Genomic DNA, 16,881 nt, shown 5'->3' on the forward strand with positions numbered 1-16,881 from the left:
CAGCTTGTCGGTTTAATCAGCCGATTGGGCGTTAGCCCCGGTTCCACTGCCACTAAACCGGGGCTAACGCCCAAACGGCTAATGCAAGGAAGCTCGTTGTGACTAAACCGACAAGCCGTTAGCGTCCGGTTTGTCTGGACACCGCCGCACTAGCTTGTGCCGGCAATTCGCTCAAACACAAACGCTCAATGCCCTTCGCTGCCCGAGCGAATTCCAAGTAGAACCGAGCTTGGCGAGGCGTTATCATAGATCCTCCCCCTACGGTGCCTCCCCAACTCCATCCCGCCAGCGTTTCCATGATGCTTCGCCTGCCCATCGCTCTGTTGCTCATTGTTGCTGCCGGTTCGCTGCCTGCTCAGTCGCCAGAGTTTGCTGTCGATGTGATGTCGGTGTTGTCCAAAGCGGGCTGCAATCTGGGGACCTGCCACGGCAATCTCAATGGCAAAGGTGGCCTGAAGTTGTCGCTGCGGGGCCAGAGTCCACGCAATGATTTCCGCACCTTGGTCGAAGAAGCGCGCGGTCGGCGCGTCAACGTGTTGGCTCCCGATGCGAGTTTGATCCTGCAGAAGGCGACGGGGGCTGCGGCGCATCGCGGCGGGATTCGCTTCGACGCCGATTCGCAAGAGTACCGCGTAATCAAGGAGTGGTTGCAACAGGGAGCTCCGGCACCATCGCCCGATGCCGCTCATGTGGTCCAGTTGGATGTGACGCCACCGGAAGCTGTCGTCGCCGCGCCGCAGACCGATCTGCAATTGAAGGTTATCGCTCAGCTGTCCGACGGCACGTCGCGCGATGTCACCGATCGCGCCTGCTATGAATTGTCGAACTTGATCGCGGAGATCAGCCCCGGCGGCCGAGTCACTCGACTCGCCCAAGGCGAAACCACGTTGATCGTTCGCTATTTGAACATGCAAGTTCCGGTCTCGATCGCGTTCATCGATGCCCGTCCCGAATTCGTCTGGGACGCGCCGCCGATCAATAATTCGATCGATCGTTTCGTCTGGGACAAACTGAAACGTCTGCGGATCAATCCGTCGCCGCTGTGCGATGACAACGTCTTCATCCGCCGGGCGTTTTTGGATGCGATCGGACGAGCCCCCACGGCGACCGAGGCGCAACAGTTTGCAAGCGACACGCGGTTGGACAAACGTGAGCGTCTGATCGACGAGTTGTTGTCGCGGACTGAATTTGCAGACTACTGGGCACTCAAGTGGGCCGACGTTCTGCGGACCGAAGAAAAGGTTCTCGATGTAAACGGTGTCGAGATTTTTCACGGCTGGATTCGCGATGCGATCGCATCGGGACGTCCGTGGACTGAATTTGTCAGCGACCTGGTGACGGGAGTCGGCAGCACGTACGACCAGCCCGCAGCAAACTACTACCGGGCCAATCGCGATCCCGCGACGCGTGGCGAGACGACGGCACGGTTGTTCTTGGGAACGCGACTGCAGTGTGCCAAGTGCCACAACCATCCGTTTGATCATTGGACGCAGAGCGATTATTACCAGTGGTCGAGTCTGTTTTCGCAGCTCGATTACGAACTGGGCGATAACAAACGCAAAGACAGGTTGGACAAGAACGAGTTTGTCGGCGAACAGGTCGTGCTGGTCTCGAAGCAGGCGGAAGTCAAGAATCCCACGACCGGCAAGGTCGCTCCACCGAAGTTCTTGGGCGGGCCGACCTTGGATGAAAAGGCTCGCAAGGATCGCTTGCAATCGGTCGCGGATTGGTTGACGACGGAGGATAACGAACTGTTCGCCCAGTCGCAGGTCAACTTCATCTGGTATCACCTGATGGGGATCGGGCTTGTCGATCCGATCGACGATTTCCGACTGACCAATCCTGCCAGCAACCCGCCGTTGATGCGGTATCTTGCCGATCACTTCGTGCAACAGAACTTCGATCTCCGCGCGGTGGTCCGCGAGATCATGAACTCGCAGACATATCAGCTGTCGGCGCTTCCCAACGCCACCAACGCGCACGATCAAACCAGTTACTCCCACGCGATCGTGCGACGCTTGCCGGCGGAGGTGCTGCTCGATTTGCAGAGCGATGTGTTGGACGATCCCGCGGCGTTTGATGGGTACCCGAAAGGAATCCGCGCGACGCAGATTCCGGGTGTGCAGAAGCGGCGCAAACGCGACGCCCGGCTTCAGTTGGGGGATCGGTTCTTGAAAACGTTTGGCAAACCAGAGCGGATTCTGGCCTGCGATTGCGAGCGTTCCAACGAAACGACGCTTAAGCAAGTCTTCATGTTGATCGGCGAGGGATTAAATCAACGACTGGCGTCGCGCAGCAACCGGATCGCCCGGCTGGCGGCATCGGAACTTAGCGGAGCCGAGATCGCCGATGAACTCTACTGGACGGCGCTGACGCGTCCGCCGAGCGACGCCGAACGCAGGCGGGCGGCGAAGCTGATCGACAACGCTTCGGATCGTCGCACCGCCGTCGAAGATCTCGCCTGGGCTCTGCTGAACGCCAAAGAGTTTTTGTTCCGGCGATAGGGAACGAGGCGATTGTCGTTCGCATTGAGGAGTTTCTTCGCGACGACGATTACGCTTCGGTCAACGCTTTGATGGCGTCGATCACATGCTGATCGTGACCGTCGACTTTGACACGCTTCCAAACTTTGGCGACTTTGCCTTCGGCATCGATCACAAAAGTCGAGCGTTGGATTCCCATGCTCTTTTTGCCGTACATGTTCTTTTCTCGCCACGCTCCATACGCTTCGGCGACCTTGTGGTCGGGATCGGCTAACAGCGGGAAGTTCAGTTCGTATTTGCTGCGGAACTTTGCGTGCGACTCGGTATCATCGGGACTCACGCCCAACACGGTCGCTCCCAATGCTTTGATCTCTTCGCTGCGATCGCGGAAGGCGCAGGCTTCTTTGGTGCAACCGGGCGTGTCGTCTTTGGGATAGAAGTAGAGGACAACGGGGCTGCCCTTCAAGCTGGACAAACGGACCTTGCCCCCTTCGTCGCTAGCCAAGTTAAACGCGGGTGCCTTCTGACCTGCTTCGATCCAGTCTGACATGAGTGATGTTCCTGTGAGCTGTTAGTCGATGCAACGCGTGCTGACGATCTACGCGCAGGGCGAGCGATTGCATTCGAGTTAGTTTGAATGTTGACGGCGAGGCCTACCGGCTTCGCTGCACGCCCATATTAGGCGTGTTCGGGCGATCCGAAAAGCAGGAGGGCGACGAGCCCAGGCGATGGGCGTGTGCACAGAAAAGCAGAGCGGGCGTGAAAGCTTGGCTCGTCGATACGGCGTGGGCTACAGCGGAATGATTGGAACAATCGTTGCGACCGTTTGTCGAACCGCCGCGTGGCATCAGATCTTGGCGAGCGTGGCTTCGCTTTCTAGCAAATTTCCCTGCCTCTGGTTTGTTCCGACAACACCCGTAACGTAGGGTTCCTTGGCATTTCTGCCCATTCCATCGAATCCATTCATGACGTTGTAGCGGGAGTCGTTCGTGTTGTTTGCCAGTCTTTGCCACAAGCGTGTTGTGTTTGTTGGGGTGATCGTGTTGTCCGTTGTTGCCGGAGCTGTCTTTGGCACAACGCGTGGTGATCAGACCGGACATGTTCCACCAGCGATCACGCCGATGGATCCGAACCTGGTGCTCGGTTACTCCACGTGCGCGAAGTGCCATCCCAACGAGATCGAAGTTTGGAAGGGAACGCCTCACTACGCAACGTTCGAAGAACTGCATCGTCGTCCCGAAGCCAAACAGATCGCGCAGAAGCTGGGCGTTTCGTCGATCAAATACGACGGTCGTTGCATCTCATGTCACTACACGCAGAAAACGGAGAACGGCGAAGTCTCAGCGATCTCCGGGATCTCTTGCGAATCGTGCCACGGTCCGGCAAAGAACTGGATCGACCTGCATTACAACTATGGCGGTGCGGGGATCACTCGTGAAAGTGAATCCAAAGAGCACCGCGAGAAACGGATCGCCGACAGTATTGCCGCCGGGATGCGGAATCCACACAACATCTACACGATGGCGCAGAGCTGTATGAAGTGCCACACCGTTCCCGATGAGGAACTGGTCAACGTCGGCGGACACAGCAGCGGCAGCCTCGATTTCGAAATGGTTTCGTGGTCCGAGGGGATGGTCCGACATCGCTTCTTGGCCGGCGGCGGAACGCACAACGCCAAGCACACGGCCGAGGAATTGAACCTGTTGTTTGTTAGCGGGATGATCGCCGATCTCGAATTCAGTCTGCGAGCGACCAGCAATGCGACCTCCAAGAGCACCTACGGTTACACCGTTGCAAAGCGAGCCTCCGCAGTCGCCAAACGCCTCGCCTCGGTCTACAAAAAGACACAGATTCCTCTGTTGCGAGAGATCATCGAAACCTACATGGCGGTGCCACTGAGTATCAACAATGCCGACGCGCTGAACGATGCGGCTGACAAGATCGCGAAGCTTGGTTATCAGTTTGCCGAAGAACATACCGGCGCCGAACTAACAGCGATCCAGCCCTACGTACCGGGCGAAGAACGTTGGCTGCAGCAGCAATAGCGGCTAACCACCAACCAAGTGTCGAACAGAGCACGGCCGTCGTCCCACCAAGGACTCCGCCGTGCTTTTTTCGTTGGCTTCTGGGCTGAAGCAACTGAAAGAATTCGCGTAACAGCAAGGGTGTTTGCTAAATCGCATCGCGATGGGCTGGAGCATTTGCAAGGCAACAGTCGGTCAACGGCGAATTGACTTTGCAATCGGCCGCCCCATCCGTGTTACGATAGAGAGAGCAAGAATCTTTGGATCAAAGGCTGCGAAGAGGGAGTGAAGACGCCATGAGTGAAAGCCAAGAGAGCCACGCATCTCAACTGGATAAAGAGCCAAGCCAAACAAAAGCTCTCGTCGAAGGGGCGACGGACGAACCGAATTGGATCGTCAAAACGGCGGGTGCATTCCGCGGCGACCCCGTATTTGCAGAAGTCGTCAAGCTCGGGAAAGAGATTCGCAACGCGGAGCAACCTGAACTGGATAGCTAGATGTTGCTACTCGATTCGGATCATCTCTCGGTGCTCTGGTACAGCGACGGTGCCGAGTTTGAGAGATTATATAGCCGCCTGGCAACACACACTGCAGCCGACGTGTTCGTGTCGATCGTCACCATCGACGAACAACTTCGTGGCTGGTTGGCATTCGTGAAAAAGGCCTCCAGAATTGATGGCGTCGTAAAAGGTTACGCGATGTTCCAACAAGTGCTCGAACGTTTTGTTGAAACTCAAGTCGTTGGATTCGATGATGCGGCAGCCGATGTCTTCACCGACCTGAGGTCCCAAAAGATTCGCATTGGAACGATGGACCTGCGGATCGCATCGATCGCGATCGCCAACGATCTGACCCTGCTGACTCGCAACACCGTCGATTTTGTTCGGGTTCCGAGCCTGCGATTCGAAGATTGGACGGCTGCCTGAATTCGCTTATTGCCAATCACCCGACAGACGTAAGATGAAGTCGAGTGCTTGGCGATCGGCTTGGTCGCTTCCGCCGCTGGAGATCGCTTCGACAAACTCGTTCGCGATCGATTCGATCCGCAAGTTTGCCGTCTCCAAGATCGCTTGATCCGCCGCGGCGGAAAGTCGATCGTTGCCGGCGGTGTCGCGGAAGATCACGTCATCGTCCCCACCGCCCCCTTCGATCCGGATCACGCTGACATCGCTCGCGTTTATCGATTGCGTTGCTCCATTGATCGTCAGGATGTGCTGCCCCGATGCGCTCGACGCTGGCGTGACCTCGATGATGTCGCGATCGTCGCTTCCCAGAATGGTTAAGGTCGCACCGGATCGCTGCAACTGAACGCCCTGAACTTCCGATGTCGAGACGGTGTCGCGCTGGATCGGTCGCGAGAGGATACGTCCCGAGTTGACGTATTGGGCTTTCTTTCCCGCTTCCATGAAGCTGTTGTTTTGCGAAACGCCAGCCGGTTCCAGAACGATACCGGTGATTTGGTTCTCCAAAACCGTCCCGCCCGTGCTGCCAGCAACCGCGTTGCCGTCGTGGTAATCGGTCGGTTGCTGTTGCGTGACGATGTAGGTTCCCGCGGGCAGGTTGGTGAATTGGTAGCGCCCCAACGCGTCGGTTGCTGTCGCGGCGGTAATCGATTGTCCTTGGAGATCGGTTCCCGACAGTCGGACAGTGATCCCGCTGAGCATCATTTCGCCGGCATCGGCGGACGTGTTCTGGTTCGCATCGACCCACACGCTGCCGGAAATCACGGCGGTTCGTGGATCGTCTTGAATTTCGACGGTGTGCGTGCTCGGGGAACCAACGCTGACCGCCCCATCGACCGCATCTCCCGCGACGGCGACCTGGAAGACCGCGGTTTCAAAAGGCTCTTGTAGATTGTCGTCGGTCAATTGCAATTGCACCGGCAACGTCGTTCCCGTTGCGCTTCCGGCGGGGAAGGTGATCGAGGTCGTCGTCAGCGTGTAATCATCGCTCGATGCTGTCCCTGTTCCGGTGGCGGTGATATTCACCGTGACCGCTTCGCCGATCGATCCGCCAGCTCCCGCATCCAAGCGGACGTTAAACGAATGCGAACCGGCGGCTTCTTGGACTGTACTGTTGGCGGAGGTGAAAGCGAACTGGGCCGTATCGTCGTTGGTGATCGTCGCCGTGGCGGAATTGTCGGCAAGCGTCACGCGATCGCTGATTCCGGCCGGCAGCCCCGTCAGCGCCGCGAGTATCAACTGGAACGTTTCATTGCGTTCGACTTTGGCATCACTGCCGATTTGCACGACGACGCTGCGTTGGGTGACGCCATCAAACGTGAGCGTTCCGTTGGTGTTCACATAGTCGTTGTCGGCGAGGGTTGCGGCGCCATCGGACAGCGAATATCCGATCGAGAAGCCCCCCTGCACGATCGCACTGGCTGTCACATCGAAGGTCAACGCGCCGGCCGATTCGGAACCGCTGACATCGGCAACGGTGATCGTTGCGGTGTCGTCGTCGACGATCGACGCCGTGACCGAAGTAAAGTCGACGGTCACGCGATCAGCCAATTCGTTGGGAACGCCGATCAGATTGCCAAACGCAACCGAAAACGATTCGTTCGCTTCGACGATGTTGTCCGCCGCGACGACGATCCGGACGGTCTGCGTTTCACCAGCGGTGCCACCGAAGTCGAGCGTCGAATCGACCGCCATGAAGTCGCCGTCGGCCGCTCGCGCGGTGCCATCGACTGTTGCGTAAGGCAAGCTGAACGGCGTTTGTATCGGATTCGATAGCGTCACGGTGTAAAAGAATTCGGTGCCGGTGGCCGAGGTTCCTTCGTTCTGCGTGACACTCGTTTGATCGATCGACAGGGTGGTCGTATCGTCGTCGACGATCGTCACGATCGCGCGGCTGTCCGGAATGTCGACGCGTTGGCCCGAAGCGAGTTGCTGCAGCTGGCCCAGGTTCAGTTCAAACGTCTCGTCCCCTTCGACGCGGCTGTCCTTGACGATCGAGACGGTGATCACCCGTGTCTCACCCGCGTCGCCGTTAAACGTGAGCGTGCCATCGTTGTCGATGTAGTCGCTTCCCGCGAACGCCGTCCCATCATCGGTCGTGTAGGGCAACACAAAGCCGCCAGGAACGGCATCGGTCAACTGGACCATGAACGAGAGGACCGTCGCGTCGTCGCCGGTACCTTCGGTCTCGCTGGGGGCCAGAGGCGAAAGGATCAGCCGCGGGAAGTCATCGTTCTGAATCGTTGCTGTGGCGGGCGAGCCGTCGATGTTGAGTTCGGTGAGTATCGAAGCCGCAGGCCCCGTCGGCGTCCCCAGCGAAACGGAGAAGGTCTCCGACGCTTCGACGCGATCGTCCTGGTTCACATCGATCGTGATCACCTTGGGCGTCGTCGAGCCGTCGAAAAAGACGAGCGTTCCGGTTCGCGCGACGTAATCGTTGTCGGCGACGGTGGCGGTCCCATCGACTGTGCTAAACGGAATCCGCAACTCGCCTTGGACCGGCGCCGATAATTCGACACGGAAATCGAACGGCGTGGTTGTCTGCGCAGACCCTTCGTCGGTCGCGGCTGGCGGAATTAAACGCAGCATCGCCGAATCGTCGTTAACCAAGGTGGTCGTGATCGACGGATCGACCAGCGTCAACTGGCTCAAGATCTCGGCGGATACGTCGGTGATCGGACCGATCGCCAACTGGAAGGTCTCATCGGTTTCGACCTTATTGTCGCGTGTGATCTGCACGCTGATCGTTTTTGTCAGCTCGGTCTCGGAAAAAGTCAACGTTCCCGAATTGGCGACATAGTCATCCCCGGCGGTCGCGGTGCCGTTGGAAGTTGCGTAGTCGAGAGAGAGTCCATCTTGAACGGGGTTGGAGAGCGTGACGGTGTAGTCGATCGTATCGTTTCCACTGGCCGTTCCCTCGTCGCGACTTGTCTGACCCGTGAGCGTGATGGTTGCCGTGTCGTCGTTGACGATCGTCAGAGTGATCGGGCTGCCGTTGGTCGTGATCCGTTCGCGAATCGAATCGGTGGTGGCGGTCAACGCGCCCAACGCGAATTGAAACTGTTCGTTCAGTTCAACGATGTTGTCGTGATTGACCAACACGGTCACCTGATGCGTTTCTCCATCGGTGCCAACAAATGAGAGCGAACCGTCGTTGTCGACATAGTCGCCGCTGGCCGCGGTGGCTGTTCCATCGTTGGTGGTGTATTCGATATCGAAACCGCCGGTGACATTGCCGGTCAGGGCGAGATCAAACGTGAACGCGGTGGTCCCGCCCACGGTCCCTTCGTCCTGAGACGCCGAAACCGCGGTTACCCGCAACCTCGCCGTATCATTGTCGCGATTGATGATCGTCAGGTCGCGTGGGTTGAAGCCACTGAAGCGGACGTCGTCGCTGACAACGGGCGACGTGACGATCGTGGTCGCGATGTCGCCGTCGACACTTGCGTCGTCGACGCCGATGGCCGTCACTCGCTGCGGAACGTCCCAATTATCGGGCGTGAAGATCAGCTGGCTGTGCGAAATCGTGACTTCGCCGCTGTCGTTGGTTGCCAGGTCGAAGCGAACTTCACCCGTCGGTTGCTTGGTCAGGACGGCATCAAAAAAGGTAGGCGTCCCGTTTTCGGAGGTTTCCAGATCGCCGGCGGGCGTGAAGCGGACGCCTACCTCGTCGTCGATGTTCGATGCAGTGATCGCGGGAATCACAACGGCCGTATATTTCGCGTCGTCGCTGCTGATCGTTGCGTCGACGGTATAGTCGACTTGGTCATCTTCCAAGCTGTCATCGACGCCGCTGACCGTGACCGTTTGTGCGATGTTCCAATTGGCGGGAGTGAAGGTCAGCGTTTGCGGATCGACAGTTCCTTCGGTTGTGTCGGACGAGACAAGCGTCACCGTCACGTCGCTGGTCGGTTCGCTGTTCAAGACGACGACAAATTGATCGGAGGTCCCGTCCTCGCCGGTCGTTAGATTCCCAGGAGGCGTGACCGTGACACCGGCGGTATCGTCGTTGAGGTTTTGGAACGATTGAGCTGGCAGCGTGAGAGCTGCGTATTTTGCATCGTCGCTGCTGACACTGAACTGAATCTGGTAATCGATATCCCCGTCGTCGACGTCGTCGTTCACGCCGCTGACGGTGACGCTCTGAGCCACATTCCAATTGTCGGCGGTGAAAACCAACGAACTCGCGGAGACGGTCCCTTCGGTCGTGTCGGTCGATGTGATCGCGATCGTGACGTCCGATGTCGGTTGGCTGTCGAGAACGAATTGCATCGTCGCAGCCGTTCCGGTCCCCGCTTCGCTCGTCTGCGTAGTCGTCGATGGCGTGAGCGTGATCCCGGCGGTATCGCCATCGTCTTGGTTGGTCAGCAAAATGTCGCGGGGATCGAATCCGGAGAATAGCGGATCGTCGCTTTGCACGACCGACGTGGTCACTCGGAAATCGACATCGCCATCGTCAATGTCGTCGTCGACGCCGCGAACGGTGATCGTTTGCGGAACGTTCCAATTGTCCGAAGTGAAGAGGACTGAATCGATGTCGATCGTCGCTTCGGTTGTGTCGCTGGAGGATAGCCCGATGGTGACGTCGCTGCTGGGCTGTTCGTCCAAGACAATCGTAAACGTCACCTCGGTACCGGTCTCGCTGGTTGTGGCAGCCGACGGCGCTGAGATCGTGATCGGGACTTCGTCATCTTGATTAGTTACAGTAACCGATGCGATCGGGATCGCGTTGTAGACCGGATCGGTCGACGTGGCAGTCAGTTGAATCGAGTAGTCGACGTCGCCGTCCTTTTCCGCATCGTCGACGCCTGTGGCGGTGACCGTTTGCGGCACGTTCCAGTTCAACGTGGTGAAGGTTAACGTTTGCGGAGCGACAGTTCCCTCGGCGGTGTTGTCCGACGCAAGGGCGATCGTGACGTCGGCTGTCGGTTGCGAATCCAACTGCACCGTGAAGATCGCCACGCCTCCATCTTCGCTTGTCGACAACGGCCCATCGGATTCGATACGAACCCCGGCGACATCGTCGTCCAAATTCGAAACGACAAGGTCCGCGGTCTCGATCGCGTTGTATTTCGGATCGGCACTCAGGGCATTAAAACGGATCGAATAATCGACCGGACCGTCGTCGATGAAATCATCGACTCCCGTCAGCGTGACGGTCTGTGGCGTATCCCAGTTGGTGGCGTCGAAGATCAATTGAGTCGGAGCGACGGTTCCTTCGCCGGTATCGCTCGAGATCAGCTCGATAATCACCGACGCTGTCGGTTCAGAGTTCAGCGTGACGGTAACCTCGGTCGAACCGTCGGCCGCCGTTTCGCTGGTGGTAACGTCGACACGTGGGCTGACGTTGATCCCCGCGACGTCGCCGTTGTCGTTATTGGTCAGCAACACATCGGCCGGCTTGAGCCCTGAAAAATCGGGGTCGTTGCTGACGACAGGCGAAGTGATGATGCGGTAGTCGACGTTGCCATCGTCGATGAAATCATCGACTCCCGTGACCGTAACGGTTTGTGGTGTGTCCCAGTTTTGGCTGGTGAACGTTAACGAAGTCAGGTCGATCGTCGCTTCGCCAAGGTCGCTCGACGAGAGATCGATCCTGACATTGTCGGTCGGTTGCTGATCCAAGACGACGGTGAACGTAACGCTTGTTCCATCCTCGCTGGTCGCGCTCGACGACGGCGCGGAGATCGTGACCGGAATCTCGTTGTCTTCGTTCGTGATTTGGACGGTTCCGACTGCCAAGTCGTTGTATTTGGGATCGGTCGAGGTCAACGCGAAGCCAACGGTATAGTCGACGCTGCCATCTTTCACGTCGTCGTTCTGGCCGACCACGGTGACGGTTTGCGGTTGGTTCCAATTGGTCGATGTGAATGTCAACGGTTGCGAGCTGACGAGCCCTTCGCTGCCGTCGCCGGATTGCGGAGTGACGGTGACGTTTTGCAGCGGTTGAGAAGTCAATTGAACGGTGAACGTTGCCACCGCCGCGTCTTCGCTGGTGACAAGGCCCGTGGCAGGCGTTAGGGTCAGCCCGGCAACATCGTTGTTGGTGTTTCGTATCGCCTGATCGCTGACTGGCAGATCGTTGTACTTTCCGTCTGCGCTTAGCACGTCAAACCGGACCGAATACGATGCGTCGCCGTCGTCGACGAGATCATCGACTCCGGTCACCGTGACGGTCCGGGGCGTGTTCCAATTGCTCGTCGTAAACGTCAACTGGATTGGACTGACAGTTCCCTCGGAGGTGTTGCTGGACGTTAGATCGATCGTCACTGGCGCGACGGGCTGTGTCGCCAACGCGACGGTAAAGGTCGCGGTGCCTCCCGCTTCGGTCGTGGTTAAGTCGGGATCGGCGTTAACGACAACGGCGGCTTGATCGCCAACACTTTGGTTGACAACGGTCACGTCGGCAGGGTTGACGCCACTGTAGTTTGGATCGCTGCTTTGAATCGCCGACGTAATGATCGTGTAGCTGACGTCGCCATCGTCGATGTTGTCGTCGACGCCGGTCACCGTGAAGGTCTTCGGCTGGTTCCAGTTCTGTGGTGTGAAGACGACCGACGCGGGCGATACCGTTCCCTCGGTGAGATCGCTCGACGAGAGGGCGATCGTCACGTTAGAGGTCGGTTCTTTGTCGATGCTGACGCTGAAGGTCGCCTGTCGTCCGGTTTCGTCGGTGATCGCATCGCCGACCGGTTGAATCGTAACGTTGACTTCGTTATCAGCATTGGTTGCCGAGATCGATGGAGCTTGCAGGCCATCGTAAGCGAGATCGTTCGATGCGAGTGAGAGGCTGATCGTGTAACCGATATCGCCGTCCTGGACCGGATCGTCGACGCCGGTGAGCGTCACCGTCTGGGCGACATTCCAGTTGGTTGTCGAAAACGTAATCGGGCTCGGCGCGACGGTTCCCTCGGTGGTGTCGCTCGATGTGAAGCTGACGACCACATTGCCCGTCGGTTGCGAATCCAAACGGATATTAAAGCTGTCGGTCCCGCCTCCTTCGGTCGTTCGCAGCCCGGAGGTGCGGCTGATCGTAACCCCGGCCGGATCGTCATCGACATTCGTGACGGGAAGGCTCTGGTTCAGCACGTATTTGGGATCGGTCGATGTCGATGAAACCTGGACTGCGTAGTCGATGTTGCCATCGGAAAGCGCATCGTTGACGCCGCTGATCGTGATCGTTCGCGGCGAGTTCCAGTTACTGGTCGTAAAGGTCTGGCTCGCGGGTGATACCGTCCCTTCGCTCGAATCGGACGAAGCAAACGAGACGACAACCGTCGCTGTCGGCTGGCTGCTCAATCGGATCGTGAAGCTCGTATTTTGTTGGGCTCCACTCTCGGCAGTCGTCAGGCCCGTTGTTGGCGAAATCGTAAAACCTGCCGTGTCGGCATCGTCGGCGTTGGTGAGCGATACGTTGGGGACTTCGCTGGCACTCAGTTGATACTTCGGGTCGGCCGAAGACGTTGCCGTCGTGATCACGCTGTAAACGATGTCGCCATCGTCGACGTTGTCGTTCAGGCCGGCAACGGTCACGGTTTGGGGCGTGTTCCAATTGGTGACGTTGAAGCTGAGCGACGACGTCGACAACGTTCCTTCCGTCGTGTCGGACGACACCAAACCGACAGTCACATTGCCCAATGGACGCGATTGCAAGCGGACGGTAAAGGTTGCGGTGCTGCCATCCTCTCCCGTGACCAGACCACTGGTCGGCGTGACGACAACTCCCGCGGTGTCGTCATCGACGTTCGTCACCGTGACCTCATTGGCACTTAGCGCCGTGTAGGCGGCATCCGATCCGGTCGGCTTGGCCAAGACGATCTTGTACGATTGATCGCCATCGTCGATATCGTCGTTCTGTCCGGTCACCGTAACGGTTTGCGGGACGTTCCAGTTACTGGTCGTGAAGACCAACTGGCTCGGCGAAACAGTCCCTTCCAACGCGTTGTTGCTGGACAATGGGATCGTCACCGTCGCGGTCGGCTGGCTGTTCAGCACGACGCGGAACGTATCGGTTCGCGTTCCCGATTCACGCGTTGTCAAACCGGTGGCATCCAGGATCGTGATCCCCGCGGCGTCGCCATCGTCAAGATTGGTGACCGAGATGTCCGACGGATTGACGCCGTTGAACTTGCTGTCGGTGCTGGTGATCGCAGAGGTGATGATTTGAAACGGAACGTTTCCGTCGGCGATGCTGTCGTTGACGCCGGTCACCGTGACCGTTTGGGGCGTGTTCCAATTCGTCGATGTGAAGCTCAGACTGCTCTTGTCGATCGTCCCTTCGGTGGTGTCGCTCGACGATAGGTTAAACGACACGCTGCCGGTCGGCTGTTCGCCCAGGCGAACTGTAAAGCTGGAACTGCCGCCGGCTTCACTTGTCTGCAGACCGGTCGTTGGCGTGACGATGACGTTCGATGCGATTTCGATCGATGCCCCAACAACCGTCACTTCCGACGCAGGGATCTGACGTAGGTCCCACATTTGAATCGAACGCGTTGGGCCATCGGCGTCGTCGATCGAAAGGTTCAACGTGCCGGGAGCCGATGGGGTGATTGTCGTCGAGAACAGCAAATACTCAGCCGTCCGCTGAGTGTCGTTCGACGGTGGTGTCGCGTCGGAATCGCTACCGCCAACTTCATCGATCACCCCGACGGTGTTCAAGTCGCCACCGGTCGACATGCTGTAGCCGGGACCATGGGTGATCGAACCCGATGCGGTAGCCAAGCTGCTGTTGTAGTTCACATCGAGGTAGGCGCGGAAGATTCCGTCCGGTCCGGTGGTCTGGACGTCCTGGACATACGCGCGCAGCGTGTAGTCCTGCCCTACCGATAGCGACGTCACGGCACTATCCGCCGCATCGACGAACTCAAAACGCAACTGCACGTCGCCGGCAAGCAGTTGCCGCTGCTCGAGTCGTTCCGACTGCAGCACCCGCCGCCGCAGCGCACGACGCCGCGAAGATGTCGATTTTCGTAACAGTTTTCGCAGGGAAAGTGGGGTTCGCATCAAATCTGGCGAGGGTAAAAGAGACGGGACGGGGAAGCGATGGGGCACGCAGCGACAAACCGTTGGATACTACTTGGGCCCAAAAAATTCCGCAATTTATTCCATCGCGGGATCGGTTTGTATTACAGGCATGCTAACGATCCGCACGATTGTGCCGATTACATCCCCTGAATTGCAAACGGGGGGAGTCGCCAACGTTGGAACCTCGAATGCCTCGGGTGAGTTTGCCTGCCGATGTTTCACGCTTTTTTTGAGGCGATGGATTTTGTCGGCTACCAACAAAAAAGCGTGTGACGAGAACGCCACACGCTTTGCAGACCGTTTCAAGAAGCAACCGGTTGGTCGCTACGGAATGAAGATGTCGAAATTGATGAATGGGATCAACACGTTGTCGACATGATAGAAGTCGGCACCCGCACCGCCATCGACAAGGATGGTGCCGAGCAGACCGCCGGGGAAGTCGACATCGGTGCGTAGTTCCAGCGTATCGACGCCCGTCAAGAAGAGGACGCGGACCATCGATTTAACTTCGGCGTTCTCCATGAACAGCATGTCATCGCCGGCGCCGAAATCGATATCGAGCATGTCGATTTCGATCTGGCTGGTGGCACCCATGAACTGAACCGAGTCTTCGCCGTCGCCGAACGTCAGCATGACCATACCGTCAAAGGTCGATCCGCCCGCGGAATCGCTGACGTTAAACACATCGTCGCCGTCGTCGCCGATAAAGATGATCGACGCGTCGACGCCCAACGATCCGGTGTCGCGTCCGCCGATCTCGCTGTCCCGAATGTCGGTTTGGCTACCCCAACTGCCCGTTCCATTATTCAGGCTCAAACCATACTGCATGGTCGAATTCTGAGACAAGAAGAGATCGAATCCATCGCCATTGGCGATCTCGACAGCATCGCCATACCCACCGTTGACTGGAACAACGGTATCGCGGGCTTTGGTGTCGGTGCCAATATTGCTATCGACGATGACGGTTTCGGTGTGTCCATCGAAGTTCTCGATGTCCAGATGGCCCAAAACATCAGCCTGATTAAAGACAACGATGTCGACAGCCACGCTCAAACTAGTCGGCGTTGCGCCGCCAGCGGTCGGCGGAGCGACGATCAGCCCCGGTGGCAATTGATCGCCATTGACGATGTTAATGCCACCGAAGATCGTTGGCCGGGCGAGCGTTCCGGTCGGCAAGAACCCCGTGGTGTCGGGATCGTTCGCCGACGTGAACGATGTCAAACTGCTGCCGTCACCGTTGACGATGCTGACCACAGGATCCGCAGGCGATCCAGGACCGCCGGGACGGAAGAACTGTTCCGCACCGATCGATGTCGCATCGATGACAACGACATCATCGCCATTGCCATTGACAATAAACAGCGTCCCTTCGATCTCGCTGCCGCTGATATCCGTCTTCGTATCACCGTTGTTGTTGTCGATATCAACGTTATGACGGATGATCGAACCTTCGATCTGAAGTTCGCTGTACGCGATATCCGTACGCGAAATCAACAAGTCTTCCCCGATATCGACATTCAAGAGGATATTGGTGTCATCGTCGCGATTGGTGATGATCAGATTCTCACCGATCTCGGTCGGGTTGGAGTTGTCACCCAACGTGAAGATGTCATCGCCATTTCCGAGTTCGACGATGATATCGTCGGTGATCCCGTTGATCGTCAGCGATGCAAAGGTCTGAGCCCCGCCATCAAGCGTCAGCAGAGTGCCGTTTTCGCCCTGCACGACAAACTGCCCCGGAACCGCGGTCCCATGAACGGCGATCCGATTGCTCGAAACGTCGCCATCGAGCGTCAGATCGCCGACGACTGTCGTATCGACGTTGACAACACCGGCTAGCAGCCGGCGGTCTTCCAAACATTCAGCCCTCAGACGTCGACGTGCCTGCTGTTTTCGACGCAGCGATTGAGCAGGCTTTTTCGACTTTCGAAATAGCGACAACATTCAAGATCTCCCCGTAAGTAGCACTCGATGGCAACTTGGAAAATGAGAAAGAGACATGCCATCCCTGGCCGCACGCAATCAACTTAGATCGGGTGCCGCAACGACCGCGCCTAATTTTGGCGATTGAAAGGATTCTTCCAATGCCACCGTTTGACAGGTTCGTGCCACTTATCTCACTTATACTCACGGCGCCGATTACCGACAAGCAAATCGTTTTCGAATGCACAAATCTTTACCTAAGTATTTGATATCGAGGTGGCACAGATTAAGTGTCCGGTAAACTCGCGGTCATCGCGAGGCTCTCGCCAATCGGCAAAGTCTGCCGTTTCGTGCTCGCATCCGAACAATTCCTTCGGCGAACACAATTTTCCGATCTAGAACGGGCCGCAAGCGCGGAATATAGTAGATCCAACGATTGCACCGCATCTCCAGGCGGTAACACGT

7 protein-coding genes are annotated in these 16,881 nt (G+C 57.6%); 4 read left to right on the forward strand and 3 right to left on the reverse strand.

The window, feature by feature from the left end; translation table 11 throughout:
* Window positions 1-299 precede the first annotated feature (299 nt).
* Window positions 300-2,504 (forward strand): DUF1549 and DUF1553 domain-containing protein, encoded by a 2,205-nt coding sequence (locus tag CA51_RS19475; RefSeq protein WP_231745792.1) that lies wholly within the window; start codon window positions 300-302, stop codon window positions 2,502-2,504.
* A gap of 49 nt (window positions 2,505-2,553) precedes the next feature.
* Here CA51_RS19475 and bcp read toward each other — a convergent pair whose 3' ends face one another.
* Window positions 2,554-3,033 (reverse strand): thioredoxin-dependent thiol peroxidase, encoded by a 480-nt coding sequence (gene bcp, locus CA51_RS19480; protein WP_145122863.1) that lies wholly within the window; start codon window positions 3,031-3,033, stop codon window positions 2,554-2,556.
* Window positions 3,034-3,472: 439 nt separating this feature from the next.
* Here bcp and CA51_RS19485 point away from each other — a divergent pair, with 439 nt between their 5' ends.
* The 3 genes from CA51_RS19485 to CA51_RS19495 all read left to right on the forward strand — a co-directional run bounded on the left by CA51_RS19485 (window position 3,473) and on the right by CA51_RS19495 (window position 5,433).
* Window positions 3,473-4,528: a cytochrome c family protein gene (locus CA51_RS19485; protein WP_145122864.1), complete on the forward strand. Its 1,056-nt coding sequence runs from the start codon at window positions 3,473-3,475 to the stop codon at window positions 4,526-4,528.
* Between the two features lie 275 nt (window positions 4,529-4,803).
* Entirely contained in the window at window positions 4,804-5,004 is a 201-nt protein-coding gene (locus tag CA51_RS19490; protein WP_145122865.1) for a hypothetical protein, read from the forward strand.
* Window positions 5,005-5,433, forward strand: coding sequence for a type II toxin-antitoxin system VapC family toxin (locus tag CA51_RS19495; RefSeq protein WP_145122866.1), 429 nt, complete (start codon window positions 5,005-5,007; stop codon window positions 5,431-5,433).
* A gap of 6 nt (window positions 5,434-5,439) precedes the next feature.
* Here CA51_RS19495 and CA51_RS19500 read toward each other — a convergent pair whose 3' ends face one another.
* Both CA51_RS19500 and CA51_RS19505 read right to left on the reverse strand, forming a co-directional pair.
* A complete protein-coding gene (locus CA51_RS19500; protein ID WP_145122867.1) occupies window positions 5,440-14,472 on the reverse strand; it encodes a Calx-beta domain-containing protein in 9,033 nt (3,010 codons plus the stop codon).
* Between the two features lie 345 nt (window positions 14,473-14,817).
* Window positions 14,818-16,437, reverse strand: coding sequence for a hypothetical protein (locus CA51_RS19505; protein ID WP_145122868.1), 1,620 nt, complete (start codon window positions 16,435-16,437; stop codon window positions 14,818-14,820).
* Between the last annotated feature and the right edge of the window lie 444 nt (window positions 16,438-16,881).

This window comes from Rosistilla oblonga (assembly GCF_007751715.1).
Classification (GTDB): domain Bacteria; phylum Planctomycetota; class Planctomycetia; order Pirellulales; family Pirellulaceae; genus Rosistilla; species Rosistilla oblonga.